The organism is Nocardia pneumoniae NBRC 100136, from assembly GCF_000308755.1.
Taxonomy (GTDB): Bacteria; Actinomycetota; Actinomycetes; order Mycobacteriales; family Mycobacteriaceae; genus Nocardia; species Nocardia pneumoniae.
In genome coordinates, this window is sequence record NZ_BAGF01000054.1 from 72,251 (window position 1) to 86,218 (window position 13,968).

General features: G+C 69.6%; 15 protein-coding genes. 4 read left to right on the forward strand and 11 right to left on the reverse strand.

Annotated elements, in window-relative coordinates; translation table 11 throughout:
• Nucleotides 1-72 precede the first annotated feature (72 nt).
• The 3 genes from ON34_RS17250 to ON34_RS17260 are packed head-to-tail and all read left to right on the forward strand — an operon-like array spanning nt 73 to nt 2,211.
• Nucleotides 73-813 carry a maleate cis-trans isomerase family protein gene (locus tag ON34_RS17250; protein ID WP_040780497.1) on the forward strand — a complete coding sequence of 247 codons (741 nt, stop codon included), beginning with the start codon at nt 73-75 and terminating at the stop codon, nt 811-813.
• A 14-nt stretch (nt 814-827) separates the two neighbouring features.
• Complete coding sequence (locus tag ON34_RS17255) at nt 828-1,559, forward strand: maleate cis-trans isomerase family protein (protein ID WP_040780499.1); 732 nt, start codon at nt 828-830, stop codon at nt 1,557-1,559.
• Entirely contained in the window at nt 1,546-2,211 is a 666-nt protein-coding gene (locus ON34_RS17260; protein WP_040780500.1) for a GntR family transcriptional regulator, read from the forward strand. The genes ON34_RS17255 and ON34_RS17260 overlap by 14 nt, the downstream gene beginning before the upstream one ends.
• Nucleotides 2,212-2,229: 18 nt before the next feature.
• Here ON34_RS17260 and ON34_RS17265 read toward each other — a convergent pair whose 3' ends face one another.
• The 3 genes from ON34_RS17265 to ON34_RS17275 form a co-directional block, all read right to left on the reverse strand.
• Nucleotides 2,230-2,670 carry a MarR family winged helix-turn-helix transcriptional regulator gene (locus ON34_RS17265; RefSeq protein ID WP_040780501.1) on the reverse strand — a complete coding sequence of 147 codons (441 nt, stop codon included), beginning with the start codon at nt 2,668-2,670 and terminating at the stop codon, nt 2,230-2,232.
• A gap of 41 nt (nt 2,671-2,711) precedes the next feature.
• Nucleotides 2,712-3,134, reverse strand: a complete 423-nt coding sequence (locus tag ON34_RS34680) for an EF-hand domain-containing protein (protein WP_051022781.1) — start codon at nt 3,132-3,134, stop codon at nt 2,712-2,714.
• 538 nt (nt 3,135-3,672) lie between these two features.
• Nucleotides 3,673-4,068, reverse strand: a complete 396-nt coding sequence (locus ON34_RS17275; RefSeq protein ID WP_040780502.1) for a RidA family protein — start codon at nt 4,066-4,068, stop codon at nt 3,673-3,675.
• Between the two features lie 124 nt (nt 4,069-4,192).
• Between ON34_RS17275 and ON34_RS17280 the strand changes: the two genes are divergently transcribed.
• Nucleotides 4,193-5,209, forward strand: a complete 1,017-nt coding sequence (locus ON34_RS17280; RefSeq protein WP_040780503.1) for a helix-turn-helix transcriptional regulator — start codon at nt 4,193-4,195, stop codon at nt 5,207-5,209.
• Nucleotides 5,210-5,252: 43 nt separating this feature from the next.
• On the opposite strand, the gene truB is transcribed toward ON34_RS17280, so the two are convergent.
• From truB to infB, 8 genes are all read right to left on the reverse strand, one after another.
• Complete coding sequence (gene truB, locus ON34_RS17285; RefSeq protein WP_051022782.1) at nt 5,253-6,173, reverse strand: tRNA pseudouridine(55) synthase TruB; 921 nt, start codon at nt 6,171-6,173, stop codon at nt 5,253-5,255.
• Entirely contained in the window at nt 6,173-6,841 is a 669-nt protein-coding gene (gene npt / locus ON34_RS17290) for a 4'-phosphopantetheinyl transferase Npt (protein ID WP_040780504.1), read from the reverse strand. Before npt ends, truB begins: the two co-directional genes overlap by 1 nt.
• Nucleotides 6,842-7,059: 218 nt before the next feature.
• On the reverse strand, nt 7,060-8,019 hold the full coding sequence (locus ON34_RS17295; protein ID WP_085997087.1) for a metallophosphoesterase family protein: 960 nt from the start codon (nt 8,017-8,019) through the stop codon (nt 7,060-7,062).
• Nucleotides 8,020-8,080: 61 nt separating this feature from the next.
• Nucleotides 8,081-9,412, reverse strand: a complete 1,332-nt coding sequence (locus ON34_RS17300) for an MATE family efflux transporter (protein WP_040780536.1) — start codon at nt 9,410-9,412, stop codon at nt 8,081-8,083.
• Nucleotides 9,413-9,545: 133 nt separating this feature from the next.
• Nucleotides 9,546-10,547, reverse strand: a complete 1,002-nt coding sequence (locus ON34_RS17305) for a DHH family phosphoesterase (RefSeq protein WP_040780505.1) — start codon at nt 10,545-10,547, stop codon at nt 9,546-9,548.
• A 13-nt stretch (nt 10,548-10,560) separates the two neighbouring features.
• Nucleotides 10,561-11,004, reverse strand: a complete 444-nt coding sequence (gene rbfA, locus ON34_RS17310) for a 30S ribosome-binding factor RbfA (RefSeq protein WP_040780506.1) — start codon at nt 11,002-11,004, stop codon at nt 10,561-10,563.
• Between the two features lie 85 nt (nt 11,005-11,089).
• Complete coding sequence (locus ON34_RS17315; RefSeq protein ID WP_040780537.1) at nt 11,090-11,380, reverse strand: DUF503 domain-containing protein; 291 nt, start codon at nt 11,378-11,380, stop codon at nt 11,090-11,092.
• Nucleotides 11,381-11,460: 80 nt separating this feature from the next.
• Nucleotides 11,461-13,968, reverse strand: a 2,508-nt coding sequence (gene infB, locus ON34_RS17320; protein ID WP_040780538.1) for a translation initiation factor IF-2, incomplete at its 5' end; no start/stop codon positions are given.

The window sequence follows — 13,968 nt, forward strand, 5'->3', positions numbered from 1 at the left end:
ATCACATCGTATGATTGTCAACAATCCGATCGTGTTCGGAGGTCGTCCCGGCTGAGCGCGAGAGGGGCCGCAGTGGATTTGAGCTTTCCCGACCTCGAGGGCCCCGTCGCGCAACGGGGCATCGGGATCATCGCTCCGTTCGACCTCGCACTGGAACGGGAGCTATGGCGCTGGGCGCCCTTGGAGGTCAGCCTGCACCTGGCTCGCACTCCCTACGAACCGGTACCGGTGTCGCTGGAGATGGCCGAGCTGGTGTCGGACGCGGCCCACCTGACCGCGGCCACGCGCAACGTGTTGCATGTGGAGCCCGAGGTGGTGGCCTACCTGTGCACGTCGGGAAGCTTCATCAAGGGCCTCGCCTACGAGAAGTCGCTGCGCGAGACCATCTGCCGGGCCGGTGCCCAGGACGCGGTCACCACCTCGGGCGCGTTGCTGGAGGCGATCCGCCATTTGCAGCTCACCCGGATCTCGGTGCTCACCCCCTACGACGAGATCCTCACCCACAAGCTGCACGAATTCCTCGCCGAGGCCGGGTGCGCGGTGGTGCGCTCCGATCACCTCGGGCTCGGTGGCGGCATCTGGAAGGTCAGCTACCGCACCATCGCCGAACGCATCGTCGGGGCCGACGATCCCGACGCCCAAGCCGTCTTCGTCAGCTGTACCAACCTGCCGACCTACGACGTCATCGAGCCGCTCGAACAGGCGCTCGGCAAACCCGTGCTCACCGCCAACCAGCTGACCATGTGGGCCTGCCTCGGCCGGATGAAGCTGCCGATGATGGGCCCGGGCAAGTGGCTACTCAACGTTTTCTGAAGGAAGAACATCGCATGCAGGCACCCACCGTCGGCTTCATCTACCCCGACCACGCGGCCGAGGACGACTACCCGCTCGCGGCGGCGGCGCTCGGCGCGCACCTTCCGGTAGCCCACATCTACGGCACCGATCTGCACGCCGTCCCCGAACTGCTCGAACTGGGCAGCCCGGAGAAATTGCGCGTCGGCGCGGCACTGCTCGCCCCGCACCGGCCCGACGCGGTCGTCTGGGCGTGCACCTCCGGCAGTTTCGTCTACGGACCCGCGGGCGCGCGCGAGCAGGTGCGCGGGCTGGCCGAGGTGGCGGGCGTGCCCGCGACCAGCACCAGCATCGCCTTCGTCGACGCCGTGCACACACTAGGGTTGCGTTCGGTCGCGGTCGCGGCCAGCTATCCCGACGAGGTCGCCCGGCTCTTCGTGACGTTCCTCGCCGACGCGGGCATCGACGTCGTCTCGATGTCCAGCGCGGGCATCGACACCGCCGCCGAGGTCGGCACGCTCACTCCAGCCCAGGTGTCGCGGCTGGCGGTGGACAACGACCACCCGGACGCACAGGCGCTGCTCGTTCCCGACACCGCCATGCACACCATGGCGGTGCTGCCGGACCTGGAGGCTACGCTGGGCAAACCGGTGCTGACGGCCAATCAGGTGACGATCTGGGCGGGCCTGCGGCTGACCGGCGCCGAGCCGGTCGTTCCCGGGTTCGGCACCTTGTTCGCGGAAAGGCAGATCGATGTCCGTCGTTGATTTCGAGCCGGTGAACCGGCAGTCGACCGCGGAGATGATCGCCGATCGGCTCCGCGAGGCGATCATGCGCGGCAGTCTCGCGCCGGGATCGCAGCTCGGCGAAGCGGATCTTGCCGCGCAGTTCGCCGTCTCGCGCGGGCCGGTGCGCGAGGCGATGCAGCGCCTGGTGTCCGAGGGCCTGCTGCACAGCATCCGTCACCGCGGCATCTTCGTCATCGAACTGAGCCTCGACGACGTCATCGATATCTACCGGGCCAGGGCGGCGCTGGAAGGCGGCGCGCTGGAACTGATCCTGGACGGCCGCCGCCCGATCGCCTATGAGGCGCTCGGCCCCAGTGTCGAGGAGATGGTCGCGGCCGCCGAACGCGGTGACGCGGCCGGTGTGTCCGACGCCGACCAGGCCTTCCACGAGGCTCTGGTGGAGAGCGCGGCCAGCCCGCGGCTGGTGCGCGCCGCCCGCACCTTGCTGATCGAGACGCGAATGTGCCTGGGCGCCTTGCAAACCACCTACCCCGACCTGCGGGAACAGGCTCGCGAACACGTCGACCTGCGCGAGGCGATCGCCACCGCCACGCCCGCCCGAGCCCGCGCCCTCCTCGTCGAGCACATGGACGACGCGGTGCAACGTCTCCGCCACCAGATCGGCGGCTAGGTTTGTTCGAACGCGGATCTAGGCTCGTTGATGGTGCGTGAGCAGTCGAGTGAGCAGGCGGATCAAGGTCTGTCGGTCCTCGGCCGGAAGCGGGCCGAGTAGCTCGTCCTGCACCTTGTCGAGCGCTCGGTCGATGCGCCGCAGTTGCCGATCACCGGCCTTGGTGAGGGTCACGATGTTGCGCCTTCGGTCATCCGGGTCCGGCGTCCGCTCGACGAAACCCTGTTCGGCCAGTTCGTTGATCGCCGCCACGACGTCGCTGCGGTCCATGCTGCACCGGCGACCGAGCTCGGCCTGACTGGCCGCCCCGAACTCGTCCAGCGCGGCAAGAATCCGGTAGTGGTACCCGCGCGCACCCACCTCGCCGAAGCAGTCGGACGCCAATCGGTGGGCGTGCACTGCCAACTGGGTGAGCAGCCAACTCGGCTTCACGGTCAGGCGCGCGGGGGTCTGCTCCATGGCCTCACCCTACATCGTTGGCGCAGCCAACAAAATAGCGGTCAACGAGCGAGGAAGTCCAGCAGCGTGCGGAATTCCGGGAGCGACAGATAGCCGTCGCCGTCGCGGTCGGCCGCGGCCAGCAAGGCGTCGGCCGGTTCCTCGATGCGGCCCGCGCCGACGTGGCGGATGAGCGATTCGAGCTCCTCGACCGAGATCCGGCCGTCGCCGTTGACGTCGAAGACCTTGAACGCGGCCTCGGCGTCGGTCACCTCGATGCGCCCGCCGACCAGCGCTGCGTCGAATTCGGCACGGGAGACCAAGAAGTCGCCGTTGGTGTCGGCGGCGGCGACCATCCGCTCGACAGCTTCCTCGTCGACCTCCAGGCCGAGCGCCCGGATACCCGCCGTGATGTCCGCCACCGACACGAGCCCGTCGCCGTCCCGATCCCACAACCCGAACGTATCGACCGGTCGCTCACTCATCGCCCACTGCCTTCGCCGCCACTACCTGCCCGGGGCCGCTTCGAAATCCACGCACGACGGCCACCGCACACACTGTACGGATTCCGTTGGCGCTGTGGTTCTCCGATCCGCTGTGGGCAAACGCCTCTTGCCCACGCATGGTCGGTGACCACGCTGATGCGGCTGATCCGGGCTGACATGCGACGGCCGATCAACCCATCGGTCGGCTCACTTCAGGCTTACCGCATCGGATCATCGGCGGGCGTTCTCAGGGACAATATGCCTATACGCGGGTCATCGAGTCACGCTGTCGCGCAGCCCTACTCAATGCATCAATACGGCTCGGCACTGCGAATCGCTCCTCGTCGGCGTCGGCGAGCCAGAACCAGGTCGGCGGCAACACGATTTCGGTGCAGTCGAAATCGCCGACTGCTTCCGCATCGCTGATCGGATTGATGATCGTGGTGCCGAGGTCACGCCTTCGGGCGTACTGCGGCTGGCGTAGCCCTTTCCGCTACTCGCCGCCTCCGGCAGCCCTACCGGAGGCGGCGAGGCGGCATCACTCGACGGCGGTTCCCTCGAGCTCGACCATCTGGCCGGGGATCGCCAGCCGTGTGACCCCGAGCATCGTGGTAGTCGGCGTCACCCCGGAAACGCCCAACCGCGACGCCAGCACGCCATAGTGCTGGAGCAGCAGATCGACGTCGGTGGTGTAGACGTTGAGCCGGACGAGGTTCGCCAGCGACATACCTGCCGCTCCGAGCACGGCCTCCACGTTGTCGAGGCTGAGCGCCAACTGCGCCGCCATGTCACCGGCATGCTGGGGCTTGCCGTCGCCGCTCATCGCGGTCTGGCCGGAGCAGTACAGGGTCCGGGTGTGCCCGGAGACGAGCTCACCCTGGTTGAATCCCATCTCCACCGACCACGTCACCGGATTGACCGCCGTTCGTTCCACTACCACATCAGCTCCTCGAAGTACGCACGCCCATCGGCCCGGTAGCCGCTGTCTGTGACGCCGTGGTGGTAAGCCTCCCAGCGAATCACGACATCCTGTGTCGTGTATTCGGTAGAGTTTTCGGGTGCGCGCCGACCGGTTGGTGTCGCTGGTGCTGCTGCTGCGCCAGCGCGGTCGGCTCACCGCGACCGAGCTGGCCGACGAGCTGGAAGTGTCCACCCGCACCGTGTTGCGCGACATCGAGGCGTTGTCCGCGGCGGGTGTCCCGGTCTTCGCCGAACGCGGCCGACACGGCGGTTTCGCGTTGCTGCCTGGATTTCGGACCGAGCTCACCGGGCTGAACCACGACGAGGCGCTCGCCTTATTGGTCGCCGGATCGCGACGCGGCGCACAGGCATTCGGCCTCGGCTCGGCGCTTGCTTCGGCGATGCTCAAGGTGGTTGACGCGCTGCCCGACAGCTATCGGGACACCGCGGCCGACGTGGCCGAGCGATTGCTCATCGACCCGGAGACCGATCTGCTGTCGCGTCGGCTGGTCGCTGAGGAGGTGCCCGGCGCCATAGTGGCCGAGGTCCGGCGCGCGGTACTCGCCGGAAACAAGCTGCGCATCCACTACGCGGCTGTCGACCAGACCCCGAAGTGGCGCACGGTGGACCCGATCGGCCTGGTCATCGTTCGCGACCAGAGCTACCTGCTGGCCACAAGGTCCGGCGCGGACCGCACCTACCGGCTGTCGCGGGTGCTGGCCGCCGAGGAACTCCCCGAACCGGCACAGCGACCAGACCGGGTCGATCTGGACCGGGCGTGGCAGGAACGCAGCACACAGTTTCGGACCAGCGGCGACCAAGTCGCCGTGCTGGTACGGGTGAACCCGGCGCGGAGGGAAGACCTGGTGAGCACCGCACTGGCCGTCCGCTCCGAGGAACGCGACGCAAACGGCTGGCTGCGACTGGAGGTGACATTCCAAGATTCGCGACACGCCGAATGGGCGCTGTGGCAGCTCGCCACAGACGCGGAAGCCCTGTCCCCGCAGTCGTTGCGCACTGCCCTGCGCAACCGCGCCACCGCGATTGCCACCCGCTACGAAGAGTCCTCACGCCCACCCGACGAGTGGCACATGGCTGCGGGAAAACGCGAGTAGCCCTCTCCGTGGTGTGCCACTCGGCAGGCGAGGCGCGTGTGGGTCAGAGGTTGGCGGGGCGGACGACCATTACCGAGGATGCGCGGTTGCCGGACTCCCGCAGCAGGGCGATGGCGCGGCCTGCGGGGTCGATGGCGGCGTAGACGCCGGGTATTCCGGCCGGGGCGAGCCAGCGTCCGTTGCGCAGGTCGTCGGCCTGTTTCTCGTCGATGTCCCGATGCGGGAACGCGGTTCGGATCGCAGCGTCGATATCGAGGCTCAGCGGTGGCGCGCCCGATTCCGCGGCGGCGGCCAGGTCGTCCAGGGTGCGGGCGTGCTCGAGAGTGAACGGACCGACCCTGGTGCGGCGCAAGACGGTCAGGTGGCCGCCGACGCCGAGCGCGGCGCCCAGGTCGCGGGCCAGCGCCCGGACGTAGGTGCCCGAGGAGCACTCGACCGCCACGTCCAGGTCGACGAAGTCGCCGACGTCGCGGCGGGCCAGCACATCGAAGTGTGACACCGTGACCGGGCGGGCGGCCAGCTGCACGTCCTCACCCGCGCGGTGGCGGGCGTAGGCGCGTTCGCCGCCCACCTTGATCGCGCTGACCGTGGCGGGGACCTGGTCGATGTCGCCGGTCAGTTCGCTTACGTGCGCGGCGATGTCGGCGTCGGTGAGGTGGCCTGCCGGGGTGGTGGCGAGTATCTCGCCCTCGGCGTCGTCGGTGGTGGTCGCCTGCCCGAGGCGGATGGTCGCGGTGTACGCCTTGGTGGTCAGAGTGAGGAGGCCGAGCAGTTTCGTCGCGCGTTCCACGCCGAGCACCAGCACGCCGGTGGCCATCGGGTCCAGCGTGCCCGCGTGCCCGATCTTCTTGGTGCGCAGCAGTTTCCGGCATTTCGCGACGACATCGTGACTGGTCCAGCCACCGGCCTTGTCGATGATCAGCAGCCCGCCGAGCACATCGGGGCGCGCGTCCGATCCCGCCATCAGCTGTGCACTATCGCGGTCAGGATGTAGCCGTCGACGATCAGCCAGCGGCCGTCGAACGAGCTCAGCGGCGCACCGCCGTCGGTGGTCTGGCCCGGCACCAGGAGCTCGGTGTGGAAAGTGCCACGCCCCGAATCGGCGGTGCTGTCCTCGATCTCGAACGTGATGTGCGCGTCCTCGAAGCCCAGCCAGCGCACCGTCAGCGGGAACCACGCCTTGTACGTGGCTTCTTTGGCGCAGAACAGCAGCCGGTCCAGGTGCAGCGCGGAGTCGGTGGTCTTCAGCCACTCCCGCTCCTGCGGCAGGCTGACCGAGTCCAGCACCCCGTCGGGCAGCGTGGCATGCGGCTCGGCGTCGATGCCGATGGAACGGAACCGCAGCTTGTGGCCCAGCGCGGCGGCCTGGTAGCCGTCACAATGGGTGAGGCTGCCGACGATCCCGCGCGGCCATACCGGAGCGCCCCGCTCCCCCTTGCCGATCGCGACCTGCGGCTCGCCGAGCTGCGCGAGCGCCAGGCGGGCGCAGTGTCGTGCGCCGATGAAATCCCGGCGCCGCTTCTCCACCGACTTGGCGATGAGATGCTCCTCCGCCGGATGCGGCTTCAGATCCTCCGGGTACGCCAGCAACTCGGCCGAAGCCACACCCGCGGGCAGAATGTTCTCGATCATCACCGCCGAGCCTAGCCGAGCCGCCACGGCCGTCAGCGCAGCGCCATGTGCCCGCTCATCCCACCGGCTCCGCCAGGCACAACGACAACGCGCTGAATCGGCGACGACGCACACGGGAACCCTGGGCATGCTGGCGCGAGCCGGAGTGCTCCTGCCGTCCGCCCGCGAGGGCGTCGAGGGTCCGCGGCGGAATCAGCGCCTGTCGCGGTGCGGGAAGACTACGCCAGTCCGCGCCGCTGTTGCGCCTTGCTGCGCATTTCCGCGGCGGCGGCTTCCATTTCCGGGGTCACCTGGAAGTGGCCGCCCCATTTGTTCAGGGTGCCCGGCGGGTATTGCGGGGTGGGCAGGATCTGGCGCAGCAGTCGGTCGGGGAGACCACGGCGCTGCCATTCGCGGGGGTAGCCGAGCGAGACCTCCTCGAATCGGACGCCGTCGTAGTGCGAGGTGCGCGGGATGTGCAGGTGGCCGTAGACCGAGCAGACCACGTTGTAGCGGGTGTGCCAGTCCGCGGTCAGTTCGGTGCCGCACCACAGCGCGAACTCCGGGTAGAACAGCACGTCGGTCGGCTGCCGCACCAGCGGAAAGTGGTTGATCAGGACGACCGGCGTGCCGGGCGCGAGCGCGTCCAGCTTGCGTTTGGTCACCTGCACCCGGGCATGGCACCACGCGTCCCTGGTCAGGTACGGCTCCGGCGAGAGCAGGAACTCGTCGGTCGCCACCACGTTGCGCTCCCTGGCGATGGCGAGACCCTCCGCCTTCGTGGTGGCGCCCTCCGGCAGGAACGAGTAGTCGTACAGCAGGAACATCGGCGCCAAGGTCACCGGTCCGCCGTATTCCTCGGCCCCGGCGCCCTCCCACACCGGGAACGGGTCCTCCGGCGTCAGCACGTCCAGGTCGCGGCACATGGCGACCAAGTAGTCGTAGCGCGCCACGCCGGACATCTGCACCGGATCCTTGGCCGTGGTCCACAGCTCGTGGTTGCCCGGCACCCAGATCACCTTGGCGAACCGGCTGCGCAGCAGCTCCAGCGCCCACCGGATGTCCTCGGTCTTCTCCCCCACGTCGCCGGCGACGATGAGCCAGTCCTCCGGCGAGTCCGCCGTGATCTGCTCGACGACCGGCCGATTGCCCTGGTGCCCGACATGAATGTCGCTCACCGCCATCAACTTGGGTATCACCACACCTACCTTGGCACATCCGTTCCGATTCGCACGCACCGGCCGAGCCGGGTGTCGCCGGTCACGTCGGCACCTCGGCGCCGACGCGAGCCCACCGGCCCGACAGCGCCCGCCACGTGACGGCGATCAGCCGCAACAGCATGAACGCGGCCAAGCCGGACCAGATTCCGGCCACGCCCCAGTCGAACGCCAGCGACAGCCAGATGGCGGGCAGGAACCCGGCCAGTGCCGCGGTGAGCGTGGTGGTGCGCAGGTAGGCGGCGTCGCCCGCGCCGAGCAGGACGCCGTCGAGGGCGAAGACGATGCCCGCCACCGGAATCAGGGCGACGAAGAACCACCACACCACATGCGTGCGATCGAGGACCTGCGGGTCGCCGGTGAACAGCGCCGGGATGATCACCGCGCCCGCCGCGAAAACGGCGGCGAGAGCGAGGCTGAAGATCTCCGACCACCGGGTGACGCGCCGGGCGATGCCGCGAGCGCCCGCCGCGTCGCCCGCGCCGAGTGCGGCGCCGGTGAGCGTCTGCGCCGCGATGGCCAGCGCGTCCAAGGCGAGGGCCAGGAAGTTCCACAGTTGCAGGACCAACTGGTGGGCGGCCACCGAGGCGGCGCCGAAGCGGGCCGCGACCGCGGCGGCCGAGACGAAACAGGCCTGGAAGGCGAAGCTGCGAACGATCAGGTCGCGACCGAGCACGAGTTGCGCGCGCATGACCGGCCAGCGCGGCACCAGCGAGACCCGTTCGCGGACCAGCGCGTTCAGAAACAGCGCCGCCATCACCACCTGCCCGGCGACGTTCGCCACCGCCGAACCGGGCAGCTCCATGCGCGGCGCGCCGAACAGCCCGTGCACCAGCAGCGGACACAAGACAGCCGAAACCGCGAGTCCGGCAACCACATAGGTCAGCGGCCTGCGCGTGTCCTGGACGCCGCGCAGCCAGCCGTTGCCCGCCATGGAGATCAGAATCAGGGGCACACCCAGCAGCGCGATCCGCAGCCAACCCAGTGCCGCACTCGCGATGTCGCCGCCGCCCGCGATCGCGTTCGTCAGCGGCACGGCGAACGACTCGGCCACCAGCAGGATCGCGGCGCCGACCACGATCGCGATCCACGTCGCCTGCACGCCTTCCGCGACCGCACCCGGGTGATCGCCCGCGCCGTGACGACGTGCCGAGCGCGCGGTGGTGCCGTAGGACAGGAACGTGAGCTGTGAACTCGTCTGCGCCAGAATCAATCCGCCGACCGCGAGACCGGCCAGTGCGAGCGCGCCGAGCCGACCGACGACAGCGAGATCGAACAGCAAGTAGAGCGGCTCGGCGACGAGCACCCCGAGCGTCGGCAACGCCAGCCCGAGAATGCGTTTCGGCCCGGCCGCGGCGGCCCGGTCTACCTCCACCGGCCGCGCCTCGGCCTCCCGCGATGCCGGATCGATCGCCTCCGCGCCGCTGGAACCCCTGACGTTCACGAACACCTCTCCTGCCCCGACCCGGCCGCGACCACAGTCGGTCCAGTGATGCCGAAGATCACCGTCACCCGAGCGCGGTCAACAACGCGGCGACCAACTCCTCAGGCGAGCCGTACGCCGTGTACCCGGCCGCGAAGCGGTGCCCGCCGCCGCCCAGCGCCGTGGCCACCTCGGCCACATCCACGCCGTCGCCCACCGAGACCACGCTGTCGCGCGAGCGCAGCGACACCGTCCACCGATCGGGCACGGCGTGGGATTGCTTGAACACGGCGGCGATTCCCGCTTCCGCGGTCGTGCGCACGATATCGATGACGCTCTCCACCTCCTCCGACCGCACCCCGTCGACATCGTCGCGGTGCACGAACGCGTACACCAGCCCGATGCCGCCGCGCACCTCCGGCTCGAGTCGCGCGGTCCCCAGCACTCGCGACAGCATCGGCAGCCACCCGAACGGGTGCGTGTCCAGCAAGGTGCGCGCGATATCCGCGCCATCGATCCCGGTCGACAGCAGGCGCTCGGCCAGTTCGTGGGTACCCGGCCGCACCCACCGGAACGAGCCGGTATCGGTGACCAGACCGGCGTAGAGGCAATGCGCCACGTCCGGATCGATCGGCACGCCCCAGGTGTCGAGCAGCCGCGCGATCAGGCTCGTGGTGGACTCGGCCGCCGAATCGACCACGTTGATCGCGGCGAAGCGGGTATTCGACCGATGGTGATCGATCACCATTGTCGTTGCTGCGCCGGGCAATCGGTCGGCGAGCGCACCGAGCCGCGTCGCGCTGCCGCAGTCGACCGCGACGAGCAGGTCCACCTCGGCACGCACCTGCGCGGGCGCCACCAGATGCCGCACGCCCGGCAGCGACCGCATCGAGAACGGCAGTTCGGCCGGTTCGGCGAAGGACACCTGCACCGGAGTCCCGCGCCGATGCAGGACCAGCGCCAGCGCGAGACCGCTTCCAATGGTGTCCGCATCGGGCTGCACATGGCAGAGGATGGTCACCGAGCGCGCCGCGTCCAGCACCGCCACGGCCGCGTCCAGGTCGGCCGTTTCCCGCATCGTCGTCATCGACTACCGCATGTCACTCGTCGGTGTCGCGGTCGACCTTGTAGGGGTCGGCCTCGCCCGCGGGCCTGGCGTTGGCGGCCACCTTGGCGACCTCGTCGTCCGCGGCCCGCGCCTTGGCGAGCAGCTCCTCCATCTGCCGCGCCGCGTCGGGCACGGTGTCCAGCACGAACGCCAGCGACGGGGTGAACTTCACCCCGGTTCCCGCACCCACTTTGGAGCGCAACACACCCTTGGCTTTCGCCAGACCGGCGGCCGCGCCCTCGTAATCCGGTTCGGCGTCGAGGGTTTCGCCCATCACGGTGTAGTACACCGTCGCCTCCCGGAGATCGCCTGTCACCTTGGCGTCGGTGATGGTCACGAAACGCAGCCGCGGATCCTTCACCTCGTATTCGATCGCGGTGGCCACGATCGAGGAAATCCGCTTGGCGAGTCGGCGTGCCCTGGCTTGATCCACCATGGCCGTTTCCTCCTCACTACTCACTCTGTTCGGTGGCGGCCGGAGACCGCCGTGCCCATCGCTCGGGCGCGGTCCGGCGCCACGGTCAGTCTTCGGGTCCGAAGATCCGGCGGCGCACCGCCAGCAACTGTAACTCCGGACGGGCCGCGACGTGCCGTTCACATCTGTCCAGCACCTCGGTCAGGTGGTCCATGCCCGCGCTGACCATGGCGACGCCGAGCAGCGAGCGACGGTAGAGATCATGGTCCCCGCCTTCCGCGGCACTCACTCCGAAGCGCTGCAATTCGGCCAGGATCGGCCGGATCACCGAACGCTTCTGCTTCAGTGAATGCACATCGCCGAGCAGCAGGTCGAACTCCAGTGCACCCAGGTACACCGACACCCCTCCAGTGGTCGGAACGACCGGCCCGGACGCCGCGACACACAGACGCGGCGCCCGGACTCGTTCTCGGTCTATCAGTCGCGCGGCTTCTCGCGCAGCTCGTAGGCCTCGATGAAGTCGCCTTCCTTGATGTCGGAGTAGGTGACCGTCATACCGCATTCGTAGCCCTCGCGGACCTCGGTGACGTCGTCCTTCTCCCGGCGCAGCGACGAGATCGTCATGGACTCGGCGATCACCACGTTGTCGCGGAGCAGGCGCGCCTTGGCGTTGCGCTTGACCGAACCCGAGGTGACCATGCAACCGGCGATGTTGCCGACCTTCGACGAGCGGAAGATCGCCCTGATCTCGGCGCGACCCAGTTCGACCTCTTCGTAGATCGGCTTGAGCATGCCCTTGAGGGCCTTCTCGATCTCGTCGATGGCCTGGTAGATCACCGAGTAGTACCGGATGTCGACGCCCTCGCGGTTGGCCAGCTCGGTCGCCTTGCCCTCGGCGCGGACGTTGAACCCGATGATGATCGCGTTCGACGCCGACGCCAGGTTGACATTGGTCTCGGTGACGCCACCGACACCGCGGTCGATGACCCGCAGCCGCACCTCGTCGTCCACCTGGATACCGAGCAGCGCCTCTTCGAGGGCCTCGACGGTACCGGAGTTGTCGCCCTTGAGGATCAGGTTCAGCTCGCTGGTTTCCTTCAGCGCGGCATCCAGATCTTCCAGGCTGATCCGCTTGCGGCTGCGTGCGGCCAGCGCGTTGCGCTTGCGCGCGTTGCGCCGGTCGGCGATCTGCCGCGCGATCCGGTCCTCGTCCACCACGAGCAGGTTGTCACCGGCGCCCGGCACCGACGTGAAGCCGATGACCTGGACCGGCCGCGACGGCAGCGCCGCGTCCACGTCCTCGCCGTGCTCATCGACCATCCGCCGGACGCGACCGTAGGCGTCGCCCGCGACGATCGAGTCGCCGACGCGCAGCGTGCCGCGCTGCACCAGCACCGTGGCGACCGGGCCGCGGCCGCGGTCGAGGTGCGCTTCGATGGCCACACCCTGGGCGTCCATGTCCGGGTTCGCCCGCAGGTCGAGGGCGGCGTCCGCGGTGAGCAGCACCGCCTCGAGCAGCGCGTCGATATTGGTGCCCTGCTTGGCGGAGATGTCGACGAACATGGTGTCGCCGCCGTACTCCTCGGAGACCAGGCCGTACTCGGTGAGCTGCTGGCGGATCTTCTGCGGGTTGGCGCCTTCCTTGTCGATCTTGTTGACCGCCACCACGATCGGCACGTCGGCCGCCTGCGCGTGGTTGATCGCCTCCACCGTCTGCGGCATGACGCCGTCGTCGGCGGCGACCACCAGGATCGCGATGTCGGTGGCCTTCGCACCGCGGGCACGCATGGCGGTGAACGCCTCGTGACCAGGGGTGTCGATGAACGTGATCAGCCGGTTGTCGTCGCCCAGGTGGGTGAGCACCTGGTAGGCGCCGATGTGCTGGGTGATGCCGCCGGCCTCGCCCTCGCGGACGTTGGCCTTGCGGATGGTGTCCAGCAGTCGGGTCTTACCGTGGTCGACGTGACCCATGACGGTCACCACCGGCGGACGCTGCTCGAGGTCTTCCTCGCCGCCTTCGTCCTCGCCGTAGGTGAGGTCGAACGACTCCAGCAGCTCGCGGTCCTCGTCCTCGGGGCTGACCACGTGGACGACGTAGTTCATCTCGCTGCCGAGCAGCTCGAGGGTCTCGTCGTTCACCGACTGGGTCGCGGTGACCATCTCGCCGAGGTTGAACAGGGCCTGCACCAGCGCGGCGGGGTTCGCGTCGATCTTCTCGGCGAAGTCCGACAGCGAGGCGCCGCGGGCGAGCCGGATGATCTCGCCGTTGCCGCGCGGCAGCCGCACGCCGCCGACGGCGGGCGCCTGCATCGAGTCGTACTCTTGCCGCTTCTGCCGCTTCGACTTTCGGCCGCGCCGGGGCGCGCCGCCGGGACGGCCGAACGCGCCTGCCGCGCCGCCGCGGCCGCCGGGACCACCCGGACGACCGCCGCCACCGCCGCCGGGACGACCGCGGAAACCACCGGCGGCACCGCCACCGGCACCGGGCGCACCGGTACCCGCGCCGGGCGCACCACCGCCGCCGCCGCGGTAACCGCCGCCGCCTCCACCGCCGCCGGGGCGACCGGCACCGGCGCCGCCGGGACGACCCGGCCGACCTGCGCCGGGACCGCCCGCACCACCCGGACGCGCCGCACGCGACGGCATCGCACCGGGGTTCGGACGCGGAGGCATGGAGCCGGGGCTCGGCCGCGGCCCGCCGGGACGCGGACCACCCTGACCGGGGGCCGGACGAGCGCCTTGGGCCGGACCGGGACGCGGACCGCCCTGCGCCGGACCGGGACGCGGGCCACCCTGCGCGGGACCCGGGCGCGGCCCACCGGGAGCCGGACGCGGCGCGGGACGCTCAGGAGCCGACGAATAGGGGTTGTTGCCGACGCGCGGGGTCTTCGGCCCGGGACGGGGGCCCGGAGTAGGGCCGCCACCCTGACGGGGGGCGCCAGGCGTAGGAGCGCCGGGGCGCTGCTGCTGGCCGGGACGCGGGCC

Coding starts and splice junctions, on each gene's coding strand:
- ON34_RS17255 (WP_040780499.1), top strand. CDS start 828: ATGCAGGCACCCACCGTCGGCTTCATCTACCCCGACCACGCGGCCGAG.
- ON34_RS17260 (WP_040780500.1), top strand. CDS start 1,546: ATGTCCGTCGTTGATTTCGAGCCGGTGAACCGGCAGTCGACCGCGGAG.
- ON34_RS17265 (WP_040780501.1), bottom strand. CDS start 2,670: ATGGAGCAGACCCCCGCGCGCCTGACCGTGAAGCCGAGTTGGCTGCTC.
- ON34_RS34680 (WP_051022781.1), bottom strand. CDS start 3,134: ATGAGTGAGCGACCGGTCGATACGTTCGGGTTGTGGGATCGGGACGGC.
- truB (WP_051022782.1), bottom strand. CDS start 6,173: ATGGCGGGATCGGACGCGCGCCCCGATGTGCTCGGCGGGCTGCTGATC.
- npt (WP_040780504.1), bottom strand. CDS start 6,841: ATGATCGAGAACATTCTGCCCGCGGGTGTGGCTTCGGCCGAGTTGCTG.
- ON34_RS17305 (WP_040780505.1), bottom strand. CDS start 10,547: ATGACGACGATGCGGGAAACGGCCGACCTGGACGCGGCCGTGGCGGTG.
- rbfA (WP_040780506.1), bottom strand. CDS start 11,004: ATGGTGGATCAAGCCAGGGCACGCCGACTCGCCAAGCGGATTTCCTCG.